This is a genomic window from Pseudoalteromonas tetraodonis (assembly GCF_002310835.1).
Classification (GTDB): Bacteria; Pseudomonadota; Gammaproteobacteria; order Enterobacterales; family Alteromonadaceae; genus Pseudoalteromonas; species Pseudoalteromonas tetraodonis.
In genome coordinates this window covers 23,525-41,024 of the sequence record NZ_CP011041.1, presented here as the reverse complement: position 1 = coordinate 41,024, position 17,500 = coordinate 23,525, and the positions used below count along the sequence as shown (strand labels likewise).

Genomic DNA, 17,500 nt, shown 5'->3' with positions numbered 1-17,500 from the left:
ATAAAAGTCTTCAAGTATCTACTTTAGTTATATTAACTTCTGCGCTTAAACTATCACATAAAACGCGTTTGGCGTTGTATGGTTAAGCCTCACGGGTAATTAGTACAAGTTAGCTTAATGGCTCACACCACTTCCACATCTTGCCTATCAACGTTGTAGTCTTCAACGGCCCTTCAGAGACTTTAAAAGTCTAGTGAGAACTCATCTCGAGGCCTGCTTCGCGCTTAGATGCTTTCAGCGCTTATCAGTTCCGAACGTAGCTACCGGGCAATGCCATTGGCATGACAACCCGAACACCAGCGGTTCGTTCACTCCGGTCCTCTCGTACTAGGAGCAACCCCTCTCAATTCTCAAACGCCCACGGCAGATAGGGACCGAACTGTCTCACGACGTTCTAAACCCAGCTCGCGTACCACTTTAAATGGCGAACAGCCATACCCTTGGGACCGACTTCAGCCCCAGGATGTGATGAGCCGACATCGAGGTGCCAAACACCGCCGTCGATATGAACTCTTGGGCGGTATCAGCCTGTTATCCCCGGAGTACCTTTTATCCGTTGAGCGATGGCCCTTCCATTCAGAACCACCGGATCACTATGACCTACTTTCGTACCTGCTCGACGTGTCTGTCTCGCAGTTAAGCTGGCTTCTACCATTACACTAACCGTACGATGTCCGACCGTACTTAGCCAACCTTCGTGCTCCTCCGTTACTCTTTGGGAGGAGACCGCCCCAGTCAAACTACCCACCAGGCACTGTCCGTAACCCCGATTCAGGGGCCAACGTTAGAACATCAAAACTACAAGGGTGGTATTTCAAGGACGACTCCACAAAAACTAGCGTCTCTGCTTCTAAGTCTCCCACCTATCCTACACATGTAGGTTCAATGTTCAGTGCCAAGCTGTAGTAAAGGTTCACGGGGTCTTTCCGTCTAGCCGCGGGTACACAGCATCTTCACTGCGATTTCAATTTCACTGAGTCTCGGGTGGAGACAGCGTGGCCATGGTTACACCATTCGTGCAGGTCGGAACTTACCCGACAAGGAATTTCGCTACCTTAGGACCGTTATAGTTACGGCCGCCGTTTACCGGGGCTTCGATCAAGAGCTTCTCCGAAGATAACCCCATCAATTAACCTTCCGGCACCGGGCAGGTGTCACACCGTATACGTCATCTTGCGATTTTGCACAGTGCTGTGTTTTTAATAAACAGTCCCAGCCACCTGGTCACTGCGGCTCCAATCAGCTTAAAGAGCAAGTCTCATCACCAATCGGAGCGTACCTTCTCCCGAAGTTACGGTACGATTTTGCCTAGTTCCTTCACCCGAGTTCTCTCAAGCGCCTTAGTATTCTCTACCTGACCACCTGTGTCGGTTTGGGGTACGATTCGGTATAATCTGAAGCTTAGAGGCTTTTCCTGGAAGTATGGCATCAGCAACTTCATCACCTTGGTGACTCGTCTCGTGTCTCAGCCTAACAGCAACCCGGATTTACCTAAGTCGCTAGCCTACACACTTTCACATGGACTACCATCGCCATGCTTGCTTAGCCTGCTCCGTCCCCCCATCGCAATTATACCAAGTACGGAAATATTAATCCGTTTCCCATCGACTACGCCTTTCGGCCTCGCCTTAGGGGTCGACTTACCCTACCCTGATTAACATGGGATAGGAACCCTTGGTCTTCCGGCGTGCGGGTTTTTCACCCGCATTATCGTTACTCATGTCAGCATTCGCACTTCTGATACGTCCAGCATACCTCCCGGTACACCTTCAACCGCTTACAGAACGCTCCCCTACCACTCAAAATAAATTTTGAATCCGCAGCTTCGGTGCATAGTTTAGCCCCGTTACATCTTCCGCGCAGACCGACTCGACCAGTGAGCTATTACGCTTTCTTTAAAGGATGGCTGCTTCTAAGCCAACCTCCTGGCTGTCTGGGCCTTTCCACATCGTTTCCCACTTAACTATGACTTTGGGACCTTAGCTGGCGGTCTGGGTTGTTTCCCTCTTCACGACGGACGTTAGCACCCGCCGTGTGTCTCCCGGATATTACTTTACGGTATTCGGAGTTTGCAAAGGGTTGGTAAGTCGGGATGACCCCCTAGCCTTAACAGTGCTCTACCCCCGTAAGTATTCGTCCGAGGCTCTACCTAAATAGATTTCGGGGAGAACCAGCTATCTCCCGGTTTGATTAGCCTTTCACTCCTAACCACAGGTCATCCCCTAACTTTTCAACGTTAGTGGGTTCGGTCCTCCAGTTGATGTTACTCAACCTTCAACCTGCCCATGGCTAGATCACCGGGTTTCGGGTCTATACCTTGCAACTATTCGCCCAGTTAAGACTCGGTTTCCCTACGGCTACCCTAATCGGTTAACCTCGCTACAAAATATAAGTCGCTGACCCATTATACAAAAGGTACGCAGTCACCCAACAAGTGGGCTCCTACTGCTTGTACGTACACGGTTTCAGGTTCTATTTCACTCCCCTCACAGGGGTTCTTTTCGCCTTTCCCTCACGGTACTGGTTCACTATCGGTCAGTTGGGAGTATTTAGCCTTAGATGATGGTCCACCTATATTCAGTCAAAGTTTCACGTGCTCCGACCTACTCGATTTCACTTAAAATGCATTTTCATGTACGGGACTATCACCCTGTATCGTGGCACTTTCCAGAGCCTTCCATTAACACATAATAAGCTTAAGGGCTGTTCCGATTTCGCTCGCCGCTACTATCGGAATCTCGGTTGATTTCTTTTCCTACGGGTACTTAGATGTTTCAGTTCTCCGCGTTCGCCTCGTTAACCTATGTATTCAGTTAACGATACCTGCAAGCAGGTGGGTTTCCCCATTCGGAAATCCTAGTCTCAAGTGCTTTTTACTAGCTTGACTAGGCTTATCGCAAGTTAATACGTCCTTCATCGCCTCCAACTGCCAAGGCATCCACCGTGTACGCTTAGTCACTTAACCATACAACCCAAACGGGTCTTTGTTTTGTGACAGTTTAACTTCGCCAGAAGTTAATATTGAATACTAAAGTAGATACCAATCAACAAACGTTAAACGTTTATTAAATGGCACTGAATGATACTGCTATCATTCTTTTTTACTTTTGAAAACTCTGTACAAATAACAATGTTATTCATACAAATTTTATTATCAGCTTTTCCAAATTTTTAAAGAGCAGAGAATCAAAAACTTCTCAAAATTAAACACACTCTATTCTCAGGTGATTGTGCTACCCGATAAAAGAATATTTATTTTTAAGAAGTAAAGTGGTGGAGCTAAGCAGGATCGAACTGCTGACCTCCTGCGTGCAAGGCAGGCGCTCTCCCAGCTGAGCTATAGCCCCACATATGCTGGTCTTACTGTTTGTATACCGACTTCTTTTTAAGACAAAGTGTAAGTTGAGGCCGTTTAGTTCACTAAACAACGAAGCTTACAACGAAGTATTAAGAAGAAGTGGTGGGTCTGAGTAGATTTGAACTACCGACCTCACCCTTATCAGGGGTGCGCTCTAACCAGCTGAGCTACAGACCCAAACAATAAGTGTTGTTCTCTTTACAATTAACAATCATCTGTGTGGACACTACGAACAAATAAGTTCTAAATCGTATAAGGAGGTGATCCAGCCCCAGGTTCCCCTAGGGCTACCTTGTTACGACTTCACCCCAGTCATGAATCACTCCGTGGTAAACGTCCTCCCGAGGGTTAGACTATCTACTTCTGGAGCAACCCACTCCCATGGTGTGACGGGCGGTGTGTACAAGGCCCGGGAACGTATTCACCGCGTCATTCTGATACGCGATTACTAGCGATTCCGACTTCATGGAGTCGAGTTGCAGACTCCAATCCGGACTACGACGCACTTTAAGTGATTCGCTTACTCTCGCGAGTTCGCAGCACTCTGTATGCGCCATTGTAGCACGTGTGTAGCCCTACACGTAAGGGCCATGATGACTTGACGTCGTCCCCACCTTCCTCCGGTTTATCACCGGCAGTCTCCTTAGAGTTCTCAGCATTACCTGCTAGCAACTAAGGATAGGGGTTGCGCTCGTTGCGGGACTTAACCCAACATCTCACAACACGAGCTGACGACAGCCATGCAGCACCTGTATCAGAGTTCCCGAAGGCACCAAACTATCTCTAGTAAGTTCTCTGTATGTCAAGTGTAGGTAAGGTTCTTCGCGTTGCATCGAATTAAACCACATGCTCCACCGCTTGTGCGGGCCCCCGTCAATTCATTTGAGTTTTAACCTTGCGGCCGTACTCCCCAGGCGGTCTACTTAATGCGTTAGCTTTGAAAAACAGAACCGAGGTTCCGAGCTTCTAGTAGACATCGTTTACGGCGTGGACTACCAGGGTATCTAATCCTGTTTGCTCCCCACGCTTTCGTACATGAGCGTCAGTGTTGACCCAGGTGGCTGCCTTCGCCATCGGTATTCCTTCAGATCTCTACGCATTTCACCGCTACACCTGAAATTCTACCACCCTCTATCACACTCTAGTTTGCCAGTTCGAAATGCAGTTCCCAGGTTGAGCCCGGGGCTTTCACATCTCGCTTAACAAACCGCCTGCGTACGCTTTACGCCCAGTAATTCCGATTAACGCTCGCACCCTCCGTATTACCGCGGCTGCTGGCACGGAGTTAGCCGGTGCTTCTTCTGTCAGTAACGTCACAGCTAGCAGGTATTAACTACTAACCTTTCCTCCTGACTGAAAGTGCTTTACAACCCGAAGGCCTTCTTCACACACGCGGCATGGCTGCATCAGGCTTGCGCCCATTGTGCAATATTCCCCACTGCTGCCTCCCGTAGGAGTCTGGGCCGTGTCTCAGTCCCAGTGTGGCTGATCATCCTCTCAAACCAGCTAGGGATCGTCGCCTTGGTGAGCCATTACCTCACCAACTAGCTAATCCCACTTGGGCCAATCTAAAGGCGAGAGCCGAAGCCCCCTTTGGTCCGTAGACATTATGCGGTATTAGCAGTCGTTTCCAACTGTTGTCCCCCACCTCAAGGCATGTTCCCAAGCATTACTCACCCGTCCGCCGCTCGTCATCTTCTAGCAAGCTAGAAATGTTACCGCTCGACTTGCATGTGTTAGGCCTGCCGCCAGCGTTCAATCTGAGCCATGATCAAACTCTTCAATTAAAAAGTTTTATGTCTTTCGACAGCTCAATGAATTCTGAATTTATTTAATATCTTTCGATATTGAATTGACTGTGCTGAATAATTACCGAAGTAACTATTCTGTTGGTCACTCAGTTCAATTGAGACTCTAAATTTGCCTGCCTCGTTACTTGCTCAATAAAGAACGAAGTAGCTTGGCTGTTAGAACTCAATCTGTACGAGTGCCCACACAGATGATTGCTTTATATTGTTAAAGAACGTTGCGACGTTGTCGCTAGGGATGCGTATAATACATCCTTTATTTTTCGAGTCAACACTTAATTTTAAACTTTCTTGCGATGATTTAAACTTAAGTTTTACTTAACTCTCTGAGTAGCTCATGCCTCGCTATGCGTTGCGCTCTGCCGTCTCAGTGGGGTCGCATTATAGGGAGAACAGATTTTTACGCAAGTACTTTTTTAAAGAAAAACTAAAAAAACACACTGTTCGGTCAGTATCTGAGCTAAAACAGATGAAACAGCTAGTTTTATAATCAAATCAGGCTTTGCTGGTACTTAAATAAGCGCTACTGTTACACTGATACTATTCATATTGTTTAATTTAAAGGTGCTTATATGGCAATACGTTCTTATAAAGGAATAACTCCTGCGTTTAATGATTCTGTTTATATAGACGAGTCGTCTGTATTAGTCGGTGATATCACCCTAGGTGATGATAGTAGTGTATGGCCACTAGTTGCTGCCCGTGGTGATGTTAATCATATTCGTATCGGAAAGCGTACTAATATACAAGATGGCAGTGTTTTACATTTATCAAGAGCGACTAAAAGCAATCCTGAGGGTTACCCACTTATTATTGGTGATGATGTTACCGTGGGTCATAAGGTAATGCTGCATGGCTGCGTTCTAGGTAACCGCATACTCGTGGGCATGGGCGCTATTATTATGGATAACGTAATTGTAGAAGACGAGGTGATTATTGGTGGTGGTGCTTTAGTACCTCCTAATAAGCGTTTAGAGTCTGGCTATTTGTATGTAGGTAGCCCAGCGAAACAAGCCCGCCCTTTAACAGATCAAGAGCTGAGCTTTTTAAAAGTGTCTGCCGATAATTACGTGCAGCTTAAAGATGAATACTTAGCTGAAGACGCGAAATAACCACAACTTTTTGCTTAATTAAGTAAGCTCACTTCTATTTGCCCTGCCGAGTTATAGCTTTCGTCTTCGATTAGCTGCTCGGCACGCTCTTCATAATCAAATCGATATTGTTCAAAATAACGCGTTGCATGACTCTCATCGGCTAAATTTAAACTACTTACAGCAATCACACACTCAACTAGCATTCCGCTTACTTGTGCAAAAAAAACTAATTGATGAGTTGGCTCTCTAAATTCGAGTCGGTCTATAAACTGTATTGCTTGATTCATTTAAGTACTCCCTGCTTTAATGCAATAACAACGGGAACAATGTCCGGCATTTTATTTCGCCATACATAATAAGCTTGTGCAGCTTGCCCTACTAACATGCCACTGCCATCTAATAGCTTAGCCGCTTTATTGTGTTCGCTCACCCAATTCATAAATAGCGTATTTTGCGTCGCATAAAACATATCATAAGCCATTTCACATGCGCTTAAGTGCTTTTCGCTTAACGCAGGTAACTCGTTATTCATGCTACTTGAGGTTGAGTTAATAACTAAATGATAATCGGCAGAAGGAAGGTCGTCAAAACCATACCCCGAAACATTACCGTGCCCAGTAAAGAGTTTTGCCAATGTTTGGGCTTTGTGTGCCGTGCGATTAACGATAATGATTTCTTTAGGCTGATGCTCAAGTAAAGGTAAAATAACACCACGGGCAGCGCCACCTGCACCAATGATCAGCAGGCGTTTATCTGTTATTATTACTTTATTCGCTAGTAAATCGTTCACAAAGCCTATGCCGTCGGTGTTATCACCGAGTAAGGTACCATCATCGCGCTTTTTAAGGGTGTTTACTGCGCCTGCAAGTTTAGCAACTGTGGTTAGTTCATCGGCTAAAGCAAAGGCCTGCTCTTTAAAAGGAACAGTGACATTTGCGCCTTTGCCCCCTTGCTCAAAAAAAGTCGCGACTGTTTTTTCAAACTCATCGATAGGTGCTAAGATTGCGCTATAGTCGATTTGCTCTCCCAATGACTTAGCAAACTGCTGATGTATGCTGGGAGATTTTGAATGTTTGATTGGATTTCCAAAAACCGCATATTTGTCCATTTTAAACAACCTCTTTGCAGTTTTAGTACTGCCTATTAACGATGATAAAACTATGATTAAAAGACTCTTTTCAAGATCAAAGCCGTCTACAACCACTCAAGCGCCTACGCCAGAGAAAACCCCGTATGAAATCATCGGCGGAGAAGCGCCCACGCGTGCAATTGCCAATAGATTCTACGACATAATGGCCAGCGATGAATACGCTAAACCGTTATATGATATGCATCCTCAACCATTAGATAGAATTCGCCAAGTATTTTTTGAGTTTTTATCGGGTTGGCTTGGTGGCCCTGACTTATTTGTAGAAAAACATGGCCATCCAATGCTGCGCAAACGCCATATGCCATTTCCTATTGATCAAGATTTACGTGATCAGTGGATGTATTGCATGAATAAAACCTTAGACATAGAAATTGATAACCCCGTTTTACGCGAAGGTTTACGCCAATCACTGGCACAGCTTGCCAGTCATATGATTAATCAGCATTAATTTACCCCGCTTTTTAATTGGGGATTATTTGCGCTAAGTCAAAACCCGCTTTTCTAAAATAGAGATAATACCCTATTAAATAGTTAGAAAAGCGTGGCGCGTGTGAAATCAATCCAACATAAAATTTATGCTTTGTTAGCGTTAACCGGCATTATTGTACTCATAGCCAGTATTTTTAGTAGTGCGAGTCAACAGCGCACGCTCGCACAAGATACGGTGGCAGAAAATATTAAGCTACTTGCCGATAACTATTTTGATTCAATAAACACCATGATGCTAACGGGTACTATGGCTAATCGAGAGTTATTGAGCCAAAAGCTTCGTAAACATCCTAATATTGAAGACGCTCATATTATTCGCTCTGACATAGTCAATAAGCTGTATGGACCAGGCAATAAAAACCAAACAGCGAGTAATAATAGTGAACGCGAAGCGCTGCGAGGCAAAGAAAGTTTATTTATAGAGCAAAGCAATAATAATCGCAGTATGACCTATCTTCGCCCTATGTTTGCTAGTACAGACTACAAAGGTACAAACTGCTTAGGCTGCCATCAAGCGCAAGAAGGCGATGTACTAGGTGTGGTAAAAATTAGCTATTCCTTAGCTGATATTGATAGTGAGGTAACTTACAACACATTAATAACCACCAGCCTACTTTCTACTATTTTTATTATTGCCTTTGTGCTGCTAGGTATAATGTTTAGAAAAATATTTATAGTGCGCCTTAAAAAGCTAGGCCATGCAATGCACTTAGCTACTACCAATAAAGATTTAACCTTACGCATTGAAGATAACGCCGAAGATGAACTCGGCTGGCTTGCCACCAGCTTTAATCAAATGATTGCCACGTTTAAAGATAACATTGCTCAGGTATCTCACTCTTCAAAAGTGCTTATTCATTCAGCAGAGAAAATTTATACTTCTGCCGATACTACTGAGCGCGCTATTTTAGAGCAAAAGAAAAGCACCGACTCGGTAGCCGCAGCAATTAATGAACTTGAAAGCTCTTCAAACGAGGTAAGAAACACCACACATTTTGCTCAAGAAAAATCTGAGAACAGTAATGAGCTAGCACAGCAAAGCATGCAGGTTGCAGAGCAAACCGAACTCAGTATAAATCAACTAGCTGAAGATGTACGCCAAGCGGCAGATCAAGTGAGACAACTGCAAGAGCAAACGCTTGAAGTGGGCAAAGTACTTGAGGTGATCAGCAGTATTGCTGAACAAACAAACCTATTAGCACTTAATGCAGCCATTGAAGCTGCCCGTGCAGGTGAAGCAGGCCGAGGGTTTGCCGTTGTTGCTGATGAAGTACGTACTTTAGCAACCCGAACTCATGCCTCTACCGATGAAATACGTCGCACAATAGATAAGTTACAATCAGAAGCAGCGCAAACAGTTAAAACCATGGGTGAGTCGTGTGCAGAGGCAGACGAAAGAGCGCAACAAGTACAACAAGTTGCACAGGCTTTAAAAGATATTTCTAGCCAAATGAATGAAATAAATGAGCTAAATATACAAATAGCCGATGCGACAGAGCAGCAAAACCAAGCCGCAGAAGAAATAAACAGAAGCGTTGTTGGTATCAGTGATAATGCAGAGCAATCGTTAGTGGATGCGGATGAAAATCAAAAAGTCAGTGAAGAGTTACTCAATTTAGCTCGCTCGTTAGATGAGCAGGTACGAAGCTTTAAACTAAAACAATAACCTTAAAAGCCAGTCAATAAGTAGTTTATTGACTGGCATATCATTCTTAGCCTAGAGCTAACCAATCACGTGGCTTTAAGAAGTCTTTATATAGCAATGCCTCTGCGCTGTCTTCGGCTGGGGTATAGTTATATTCCCAACGGGCTAAAGGTGGCATCGACATTAAAATAGATTCAGTTCGGCCACCGCTTTGTAAGCCAAATAATGTGCCGCGGTCCCAGACTAAATTAAACTCAACATAACGACCACGGCGATATAATTGAAAGTCGCGTTGTTGTTCGGTGTACTTATCGTTTTTGCGACGCTCAATAATAGGAACGTAAGCATCTAAAAAGCCATTACCCACCGATTGCATAAATGCAAAGCTTTGCTCAAAACCTAACTCATTCAAATCGTCAAAAAATAAGCCGCCTACGCCGCGAGTTTCATCACGATGTTTTAAATAAAAGTATTCGTCACACCATTTTTTATATTTTGGATAAACATCATCACCAAACGGCTGACACACATCGTGCGCAACTTGGTGCCAATGCACTACATCTTCAAGTACAGGGTAAAACGGGGTTAAATCAAAACCACCACCAAACCACCAAATCGGTTCTTCACCTTCTTTCTCGGCAATAAAAAAGCGCACATTGGCATGGCTTGTTGGTATATGTGGGTTTTTAGGATGAATCACTAATGATACACCACACGCATGAAAGCTGCGCCCGGCAAGCTCAGGTCTATGTGCAGTGGCAGAGCCCGGCATAGAGGCACCAAATACATGAGAATAATTAACTCCCCCTTGCTCAATCACATTACCATTAGTGATAACGCGAGTACGACCACCGCCGCCCTCTTCTCGCTGCCAGCTGTCTTCAACAAACTGTGCTTTCCCGTCTACTGCTTCTAAGCCTTGGCAAATGGTATCTTGCAAAGCCATAAAGTACGCTTTTACTTGTTTTAATAATTCGCTTTGCATCGTTAACCTCTGAATACATTGCCTGTCATGGCATCTTTAATGGTACTTGGTTGCGTATTACCACCTAATGGTTCATCAACATAAAAACTAACCTGCTCGCCAAACTGCTGCTGAGCTTCAACAATACTTGTTACCGTTGCTTGGCCGGTTAAATTTGCACTTGTTGATACCAGTGGTTTACCAAACTGTTGGCATAAACGTTTAACTGTAGGGTGGTTAGTTACTCTTACTGCAATAGTATCAAACTGCCCTGTTAACCACTTTGGGGTAGACTTAGCTGCAGGCATCACCCAAGTGAGTGCGCCTGGCCAACTTGAAAAAATATCGGCACGTTTATCCATAGGCAGCTTAGCGTCATCGACGTATTTTAATAATTGCCCGTAATTGTCAGCAATTAAAATAAGCCCTTTTTCAACGGGGCGTTGTTTAATATCAAGTAAACGTTCCACCGCCTGTTGATTGTCAGGGTCGCAACCAAGGCCATAAACAGCTTCGGTTGGGTATAAAATAACATCGCCTTGTTCTAAGCTAGTTATTGCAGCAGATAAAGAAGAAAGGTCAGACAAAATTGTCTCCAGAGATATTTACGTTATTCAGTGGCAGCAAACTTATGCATACAGCTTTTTTGTGGGCATTGTAACACAACACCACTCGCGGTTTTTTTCTCAGTAACAACTGGCCAGTCACATACAGGACACGCTTGAGCTACAGGTTTATGATTAAGCGTATATTTACAGCTTGGGTAACAGTCGCAAGAATAAAACACTTTCCCAAATTTATTGCTGCGTGAAACCAAGTGGCCTTTTTTACATTTAGGGCAACTAATCACAGGCTCTTCACTTGGCGTATTGTCATGCTCACTGGCAATATAATGACATTCAGGGTAACCGGTACAGCCAATAAACATACCGTAGCGGCCATTTTTCACCACCAGCGGCTTGCTACACTCTGGACACTCGCTGTCCTCAAGTATTTTGATTTCATTGCTATCATGATGTGCAAGCGGGCGAATAAAATCGCACTTAGGGTAACTAGCGCAGCCTAAAAAAGGCCCAGATTTACTATTACGAATGACGAGTTCTGAACCACATTGCGGGCATATCTCATATTCTTTTTCTAAGGCGTGTTTATTAGCCGAGAAAAGTGAATGATCGATTTTACTCATGTAAATCCTAGTGGTTGGTGAATTTTCGCCTAATATACCCAAAACCCTTAAAGATACAAGCTATGGTAGTCGGTTTGTTAACGCTGAAAATAATAAAACACGCAATAATGATTACTCACATCATTAGTCGTGAACCTGTTAATGTAACACTTCACTGGGCTCATCAAAAATAAGATCTTCCATTTGCTCATACGCCTGCTGAGAATCAGGGGCGTTAAATAACACCATAAGAATTAACCATTTTAAATCTTCCAAAGTAATAGCTGAATTATCAAGCGCCGCTAAACGGTCCATCACCATTTCACGAGTGGTGCTATTAATAACGCCCGTTTGTTCAACAAACATTAAAAAGCCGCGACACTCGGTGTCGAGAACTTGGCACTCACTGTCGGTAAAAATACGCACTGCATGTTGTGGAGTGGCTAATAAATAAGGCGATTCATTGCTGTATTGTAATGCGGCAAGTTGATCTAACCAGTCAATGGCTTTGTTAATTTCGGGTTTGTTAAACCCAGCGCGAAGTAACTCATCGGTAAGTGTGCTTTGCTCAACAAATACATCGCTTTCGCTGTGAACATAGTTTTCAAATAAATACATGAGAATATCAAACATATTATCCTCCAGCGCTTAATTTAATATAGCCGTCTAATACACGTTCAATTTGATCGTCTAACTCTAAATCAAGCAATCGCGCTTGTACTTTATCAATTGGCCACTGTACTCGACGCATAATATCGTCCACACTGGTCACCTCAAAACCAATACTGTTAAGCACCTCGCAATCTGAGGTTACAGCATCAGTTAACTCTTTATAGTTTAGACCAGAAGGGTATGAAAAGTTCATCTCATCAAGAATATCGGCGACGTTTTCTACCAGCTTAGCACCTTGCTTAATTAAAAAATGACTTGCTTGTGCCAGCGGGTTTTTAATTGAGCCTGGCACCGCAAAAACGTCTTTATTTTGTTCAAGCGCATAACGTACGGTGATCAGTGAGCCACTTTTAATTTCGGCTTCAACAATTAAAACGCCTAAAGAGAGTCCTGAAATAATACGATTACGCCGTGGAAAGTTATGCGCGTTGGCCGCGGTGCCCGGTAAAAACTCACTTACCAATAAACCCTGTGTTAATACTTGATCTGTAAGTAACTTATGGCGTTTAGGGTAATAAACATCAACACCAGTCCCTAGTACGGCAATGGTTTTACCATTTCCTGCCAGCGCTCCTTTATGGGCAGCACCATCAATGCCACGCGCCATACCAGAGGTTACTGTTATGCCAGCAAGCGTTAGCTGATGTGCAAATTCTGCAGCAATTTCAAGTCCTGTGGTGGTTGCATTTCGACTGCCAACAATCGCAATTTGTGGAGAAGACAGTAAGCTGATATCGCCTTTACAAAAAAGTAATAATGGCGCACTGGCTATTTGTTTTAGGTGTTCTGGGTAGGTGGTATCAAAAATACTAATAACAATAATATGTTGCTGGCTAATAAGCTGTTCATAATGCGCAACTTGCTGCCAATTTGTATTACGTAAATTGCTTGCTTGGCTCGCTGTTAAGCCCAACATAACCAGCTGGGAATGCGATAAGGAAAACAGCGACTCTAAACTGTGCTGCTTAGAGAGGGCTAATAGCGTTTTTATTCCAAGCCCTTTGCATAAGTAAAAGGCAAGCCAATGGCTTAGCTTGCCAAACGATTGCTCCATGTTCCCTCCTAGAACACCGACTCGCTACTTAATGAATTACTGCCAAATCTCCAATGCGAATTGGGTGCTGATTTTTAGTGATCAGCGCATAACTAACTTTGTCATACACTTTAAAAATAATCATTTCACCAACTTTCTCTGCTGGCATTTTCCAAGTAACGCTATCTTCATCGGTTTCTGAGCCAAATAATTCGCTAGTAGCCGATACCAATTTTTCTAAACGACTTGAATCTTCGGTATAACGCGGGCCTCTGGCACTATCAATCACCTTAGGTGACTGACGTTCAATATCCAGTACATGACCTACTTTAACTTGTTGCTCTGAACCTAAGTTTAGCACCACTACATCCATCGTGCTAAATTCTCTCACCTCGCGCGGAGAGGCAATCACTTGACCCTGCATTGGCTGTTCAGGACGATGCATCTCAAAATATACTGGCAGCATCTGCCCTTCCATTGCAGGTAATAAAAAGTCACCCTGTTTGATCTCACGTTTTACTGATTCAACTCTTACTGAGGCAGGTTCGCCATTGGCCGCATCACCTGTTCTAAATGCACGAGCCATACCCACATAAGATGCTCTACTCGCTAACTCTTCACCGGTATTAGGGTCAGTATAAGGCGCACCTTTATGATAAATAGCATATGCCTGATGACGTTTTAAGTTACCTTTTACATATAAAATATGGTCAATAGTTTGGGTTTTGGTATTTTCGTTGGCGCCCAAAATATAGGGCTTTTCTTTTATCGAATCGCTGTTAATAGCTTGCTCAAACGACAAATACGGTTTAATCAACGCAAGAGGTAAAGTTGTTATCGCATCTTTCCCTTTTGGCGTAATACGTCCCATAGGTGATAGCTTTCGATACGCTTTATTAATCACTAAACGCGGATTACCGTCTGTATCGTAAATTAATGCTAACGCATCTCCCGGATAAATAAGGTGAGGGTTGTCTATTTGTGGATTCATTTGCCATAGTTCAGGCCATAACCAAGGTTCGTTTAGATATATAGCTGAGATATCCCAAAGCGTGTCACCTTTTTTCACAACATACTGTTTAGGTGCATCTTTTTTTATAGTTAGTACATCTGCCAGCACAGGAAAAGTTGCACCTAATGCAAGTATAATTGCAATTAATGGAGATTTCATTGAGCTTCCTCATAGTGTTTTTTCATTATTATTAACCAAAACCTGTTAAAGGGGAACGTGAATGGCTAAAATAAGAACATACAATACCCTAAATTTAAGCATAAGTGTAAAAGGTAACTATGGCTAGGTTAGAAGTTTTAAGATTTCCAGATGAACGTTTACGTACAATCGCAAAAGAAGTAACTGTTGTTGACGATCAAGTGCGTGAAATTGTCAAAGATATGCTAGAAACTATGTACGATGAAAATGGTATTGGGCTTGCTGCTACACAGGTTGATATTCACCAGCGTATTGTGGTGATCGACGTATCAGAAGAGCGCAATGAACCACTCGTGCTTATCAATCCGCAAATTATCAAAAAAGATGGCTCAACCGTGAGCGAAGAAGGCTGTTTATCAGTTCCTCATTCGTATGCAAAAGTTGACCGTGCAGAAACCGTTACCGTAGCTGCACTGAACGAAGAAGGTAAAGAATTTATTCTTGATGCTGACGAATTATTAGCGATTTGTATTCAGCATGAACTTGATCACCTTCAAGGTAAATTATTTATTGATTATTTATCTCCATTAAAGCGCCAACGCATTCGTAAAAAGCTTGAAAAAGAAGCGAAGTTTGCAGCGCAGTAATAAGCACCTTAGTAAATAATTAGGAAACTCAGTGACACAACCATTACGCATTATATTTGCCGGTACGCCGGACTTTGCTGCACGCCATCTGCAAGCACTCATAAATAGTGAACACCAAATAGTGGGCGTTTACAGTCAACCAGATCGTCCAGCGGGTCGCGGAAAAAAACTAAAAGCCAGTGAAGTAAAAGCGCTTGCATTAGAACATGACCTACCCGTTTTTCAACCGCAATCACTCAAAACAGACGACGCACTTGAAGAGCTAAGCAGCCTCAATGCCGATATCATGATTGTCGTTGCCTACGGTTTAATTTTACCTAAAGCCATTTTAGATGCCCCACGTTTAGGGTGTTTAAATGTACATGGTTCTATTTTACCGCGCTGGCGTGGCGCCGCACCTATTCAACGCGCTATTTGGGCAGGCGATCAGCAAACCGGTGTAACCATAATGCAAATGGATGAAGGGCTAGATACCGGCGATATGCTGCATATTAGCCGCTGCCCTATTGATAGTACTGAAACCAGTGCAAGCTTATACACTAAGCTTGCTGAACTGGGACCTGGTGCATTAATCGACACCATAAATCGTTTAGCTAACGGGGACATAACGCCTGAACCACAGAACGACGCCGATGCCAATTACGCTAAAAAGCTCTCAAAAGACGAAGCCAACATTGATTGGTCTATGGATGCCGAGCAAATCGAGCGTAATATTCGTGCCTTTAACCCATGGCCAGTATGCTTTACCCAAATGCGTGGTAATACGGTAAAAATATACCAAGCAAACGTGGTTGAACAATCAGGCGCAGCTGGCACTGTATTAACAAGTGATAAAAACGGTATCGTTGTGGCTTGTGGTAAACACGCTTTATCTATTGGCGAATTACAACCACAAGGCAAAAAGCCAATGGCAATTAATGATTTTTTAAACGGTCGTAGCGACTGGGTCACACCCGGCACCGTATTAGGCGAAAATAATGAGTAATATAAGCAATGTCAGAGCGCTAGCCGCTGAAACTTTATATAACGTGGTTGATAAAGGCGCATCGCTTAATCAAGAACTCCCTTTCGCTAGCCAAGGCCTATCTCCTAAAGATAAAGCCTTACTGCAGCAAATTTGCTATGGAGTATTACGTTACTTACCTAGCCTAGAAAATTATTGCCAGCATTTAGTAGAACAACCGCTTAAAGGCAAACGCCGTATTTTCCAGTTTTTGTTGTATGTGGGTATTTACCAACTACAACACATGCGTGTACCGCCGCATGCAGCAATTAGCGAAACAGTTAATGCGTTACAGCAATTACGCGCTCTTGGCTTAAAAGGGCTTATTAACGCCATTTTACGAAGCTTTCAGCGCCAACAAGTTGAGCTTGAAGAAAAAGCCAAACAGATTCCAGTGTGTTTATACAACCATCCAAACTGGTTTATAAAGCAAGTAAAAGAAGCCTACCCAGATAGCTGGGAAGACATTCTAGAAGCTAATCAGCAACAAGCGCCAATGTGGCTTCGAGTGAATCAATCGCAGTTTAGCACCCAAGAATATAGCGAAATGCTAACCGCTAACGATATTGAACATACTCTAAATCCTGATTTTATTGATGGCATTAAACTAAGCAAACCACGCGATGTGTTTTCACTTCCTGAGTTTGATACCGGTGCCTGTTCAGTACAAGATGCGGCAGCGCAGCTTGCTGCACGCTATCTAGACCCACAAAATGGTGATTCAATACTCGATGCCTGCGCAGCGCCTGGTGGTAAAACCTGCCATATTTTAGAGCTTGCCGACGCAGATGTGCTTGCGCTTGATAGCGATGCCGCACGCCTAGAACGTGTTAAACAAAACCTAGAACGCATAGGTTTGGGCGCCGACTTACAATGTGGTGATGCATCGCAACCTCACACTTGGTGGGATGAAGAACAGTTTGATCGTATTTTGTTAGATGTACCCTGCTCTGCAACTGGCGTAATTCGTCGTCACCCAGATATTAAATGGTTACGTCGCGCATCCGACATTAACGATTTATCGACCCTCCAAGGCGATATACTCGACAGCATTTGGCCATTGTTAAAGCCAGGCGGTACATTGGTGTATGCAACCTGTTCGGTGCTTCCACAAGAAAACCAACAACAAGTTGCTAAGTTTTTAGCTAATAATGAAGACGCAGAGCATATTCCTTTGCACAGCGAAGACACTAAAACCACACCAGGCTTGCAGTTATTACCAGGCGAAAGTGACGGTTTTTACTACGCTAAATTAGTTAAAAAAGCCTAGGCAACACATTTAGCTACTTCAGTTTAGAGGTAGCTAATACTTTGATGTAATT

Annotated in this window: 14 protein-coding genes, 2 tRNA genes and 2 rRNA genes; 6 read left to right on the top strand and 12 right to left on the bottom strand. The window is 43.6% G+C overall.

Annotated elements, in window-relative coordinates; genetic code table 11:
- Positions 1 to 78: 78 nt before the first annotated feature.
- The 4 genes from PTET_RS00190 to PTET_RS00175 all read right to left on the bottom strand — a co-directional run bounded on the left by PTET_RS00190 (position 79) and on the right by PTET_RS00175 (position 5,145).
- Positions 79 to 2,965: ribosomal RNA gene (locus PTET_RS00190) — 23S ribosomal RNA — on the bottom strand.
- A gap of 306 nt (positions 2,966 to 3,271) precedes the next feature.
- Positions 3,272 to 3,347, bottom strand: a tRNA-Ala gene (locus PTET_RS00185).
- Between the two features lie 111 nt (positions 3,348 to 3,458).
- Positions 3,459 to 3,535 (bottom strand) — tRNA-Ile (locus PTET_RS00180).
- Positions 3,536 to 3,611: 76 nt separating this feature from the next.
- Positions 3,612 to 5,145, bottom strand: a 16S ribosomal RNA gene (locus tag PTET_RS00175).
- Together the 16S and 23S rRNA genes with 2 tRNA genes alongside form the textbook arrangement of a ribosomal RNA operon.
- Positions 5,146 to 5,738: 593 nt before the next feature.
- Here PTET_RS00175 and PTET_RS00170 point away from each other — a divergent pair.
- Positions 5,739 to 6,278, top strand: coding sequence for a gamma carbonic anhydrase family protein (locus tag PTET_RS00170; protein ID WP_013463677.1), 540 nt, complete (start codon positions 5,739 to 5,741; stop codon positions 6,276 to 6,278).
- A 14-nt stretch (positions 6,279 to 6,292) separates the two neighbouring features.
- Here the strand turns inward: PTET_RS00170 and PTET_RS00165 are convergent, their stop codons facing one another.
- Both PTET_RS00165 and aroE read right to left on the bottom strand, forming a co-directional pair.
- Complete coding sequence (locus tag PTET_RS00165) at positions 6,293 to 6,547, bottom strand: DUF1488 family protein (protein ID WP_013463676.1); 255 nt, start codon at positions 6,545 to 6,547, stop codon at positions 6,293 to 6,295.
- Positions 6,544 to 7,368: a shikimate dehydrogenase gene (gene aroE / locus PTET_RS00160; protein WP_058153958.1), complete on the bottom strand. Its 825-nt coding sequence runs from the start codon at positions 7,366 to 7,368 to the stop codon at positions 6,544 to 6,546. Before aroE ends, PTET_RS00165 begins: the two co-directional genes overlap by 4 nt.
- Positions 7,369 to 7,420: 52 nt before the next feature.
- Here aroE and PTET_RS00155 point away from each other — a divergent pair, with 52 nt between their 5' ends.
- Together PTET_RS00155 and PTET_RS00150 are read left to right on the top strand one after the other, a co-directional pair.
- A complete protein-coding gene (locus PTET_RS00155) occupies positions 7,421 to 7,858 on the top strand; it encodes a group II truncated hemoglobin (RefSeq protein WP_013463674.1) in 438 nt (145 codons plus the stop codon).
- Between the two features lie 102 nt (positions 7,859 to 7,960).
- A complete protein-coding gene (locus PTET_RS00150; RefSeq protein ID WP_058153957.1) occupies positions 7,961 to 9,565 on the top strand; it encodes a methyl-accepting chemotaxis protein in 1,605 nt (534 codons plus the stop codon).
- A gap of 46 nt (positions 9,566 to 9,611) precedes the next feature.
- On the opposite strand, the gene hemF is transcribed toward PTET_RS00150, so the two are convergent.
- From hemF to PTET_RS00120, 6 genes are all read right to left on the bottom strand, one after another.
- Positions 9,612 to 10,529: an oxygen-dependent coproporphyrinogen oxidase gene (gene hemF / locus PTET_RS00145; protein WP_058153956.1), complete on the bottom strand. Its 918-nt coding sequence runs from the start codon at positions 10,527 to 10,529 to the stop codon at positions 9,612 to 9,614.
- A gap of 2 nt (positions 10,530 to 10,531) precedes the next feature.
- Entirely contained in the window at positions 10,532 to 11,095 is a 564-nt protein-coding gene (locus PTET_RS00140; RefSeq protein WP_028834913.1) for an L-threonylcarbamoyladenylate synthase, read from the bottom strand.
- A 23-nt stretch (positions 11,096 to 11,118) separates the two neighbouring features.
- Entirely contained in the window at positions 11,119 to 11,694 is a 576-nt protein-coding gene (locus PTET_RS00135; RefSeq protein ID WP_033102907.1) for a DNA topoisomerase family protein, read from the bottom strand.
- A 138-nt stretch (positions 11,695 to 11,832) separates the two neighbouring features.
- Positions 11,833 to 12,306 carry a DUF494 family protein gene (locus tag PTET_RS00130; RefSeq protein ID WP_013463668.1) on the bottom strand — a complete coding sequence of 158 codons (474 nt, stop codon included), beginning with the start codon at positions 12,304 to 12,306 and terminating at the stop codon, positions 11,833 to 11,835.
- Position 12,307: 1 nt separating this feature from the next.
- The gene (gene dprA, locus PTET_RS00125; RefSeq protein WP_024601480.1) at positions 12,308 to 13,399 is read right to left on the bottom strand and encodes a DNA-processing protein DprA; all 1,092 of its coding nucleotides are present in this window, start codon (positions 13,397 to 13,399) and stop codon (positions 12,308 to 12,310) included.
- 28 nt (positions 13,400 to 13,427) lie between these two features.
- Complete coding sequence (locus tag PTET_RS00120; protein WP_016900042.1) at positions 13,428 to 14,549, bottom strand: LysM peptidoglycan-binding domain-containing protein; 1,122 nt, start codon at positions 14,547 to 14,549, stop codon at positions 13,428 to 13,430.
- 119 nt (positions 14,550 to 14,668) lie between these two features.
- Here PTET_RS00120 and def point away from each other — a divergent pair, with 119 nt between their 5' ends.
- From def to rsmB, 3 genes are read left to right on the top strand one after another with little or no spacing between them, the layout of a single operon-like run.
- Complete coding sequence (gene def, locus PTET_RS00115; RefSeq protein WP_013463665.1) at positions 14,669 to 15,175, top strand: peptide deformylase; 507 nt, start codon at positions 14,669 to 14,671, stop codon at positions 15,173 to 15,175.
- Positions 15,176 to 15,206: 31 nt separating this feature from the next.
- Entirely contained in the window at positions 15,207 to 16,160 is a 954-nt protein-coding gene (gene fmt / locus PTET_RS00110; protein ID WP_058153955.1) for a methionyl-tRNA formyltransferase, read from the top strand.
- Positions 16,153 to 17,448 (top strand): 16S rRNA (cytosine(967)-C(5))-methyltransferase RsmB, encoded by a 1,296-nt coding sequence (gene rsmB / locus PTET_RS00105; protein WP_058153954.1) that lies wholly within the window; start codon positions 16,153 to 16,155, stop codon positions 17,446 to 17,448. The genes fmt and rsmB overlap by 8 nt, the downstream gene beginning before the upstream one ends.
- Positions 17,449 to 17,500 lie beyond the last annotated feature (52 nt).

Bases quoted from the DNA above. Each gene is read 5' to 3' on its own strand.
- PTET_RS00170 (WP_013463677.1), top strand. From the start codon at position 5,739: ATGGCAATACGTTCTTATAAAGGAATAACTCCTGCGTTTAATGATTCT.
- hemF (WP_058153956.1), bottom strand. From the start codon at position 10,529: ATGCAAAGCGAATTATTAAAACAAGTAAAAGCGTACTTTATGGCTTTG.
- def (WP_013463665.1), top strand. From the start codon at position 14,669: ATGGCTAGGTTAGAAGTTTTAAGATTTCCAGATGAACGTTTACGTACA.
- aroE (WP_058153958.1), bottom strand. From the start codon at position 7,368: ATGGACAAATATGCGGTTTTTGGAAATCCAATCAAACATTCAAAATCT.
- PTET_RS00155 (WP_013463674.1), top strand. From the start codon at position 7,421: ATGATTAAAAGACTCTTTTCAAGATCAAAGCCGTCTACAACCACTCAA.
- PTET_RS00120 (WP_016900042.1), bottom strand. From the start codon at position 14,549: ATGAAATCTCCATTAATTGCAATTATACTTGCATTAGGTGCAACTTTT.
- PTET_RS00130 (WP_013463668.1), bottom strand. From the start codon at position 12,306: ATGTTTGATATTCTCATGTATTTATTTGAAAACTATGTTCACAGCGAA.
- PTET_RS00165 (WP_013463676.1), bottom strand. From the start codon at position 6,547: ATGAATCAAGCAATACAGTTTATAGACCGACTCGAATTTAGAGAGCCA.
- dprA (WP_024601480.1), bottom strand. From the start codon at position 13,399: ATGGAGCAATCGTTTGGCAAGCTAAGCCATTGGCTTGCCTTTTACTTA.
- rsmB (WP_058153954.1), top strand. From the start codon at position 16,153: ATGAGTAATATAAGCAATGTCAGAGCGCTAGCCGCTGAAACTTTATAT.
- PTET_RS00135 (WP_033102907.1), bottom strand. From the start codon at position 11,694: ATGAGTAAAATCGATCATTCACTTTTCTCGGCTAATAAACACGCCTTA.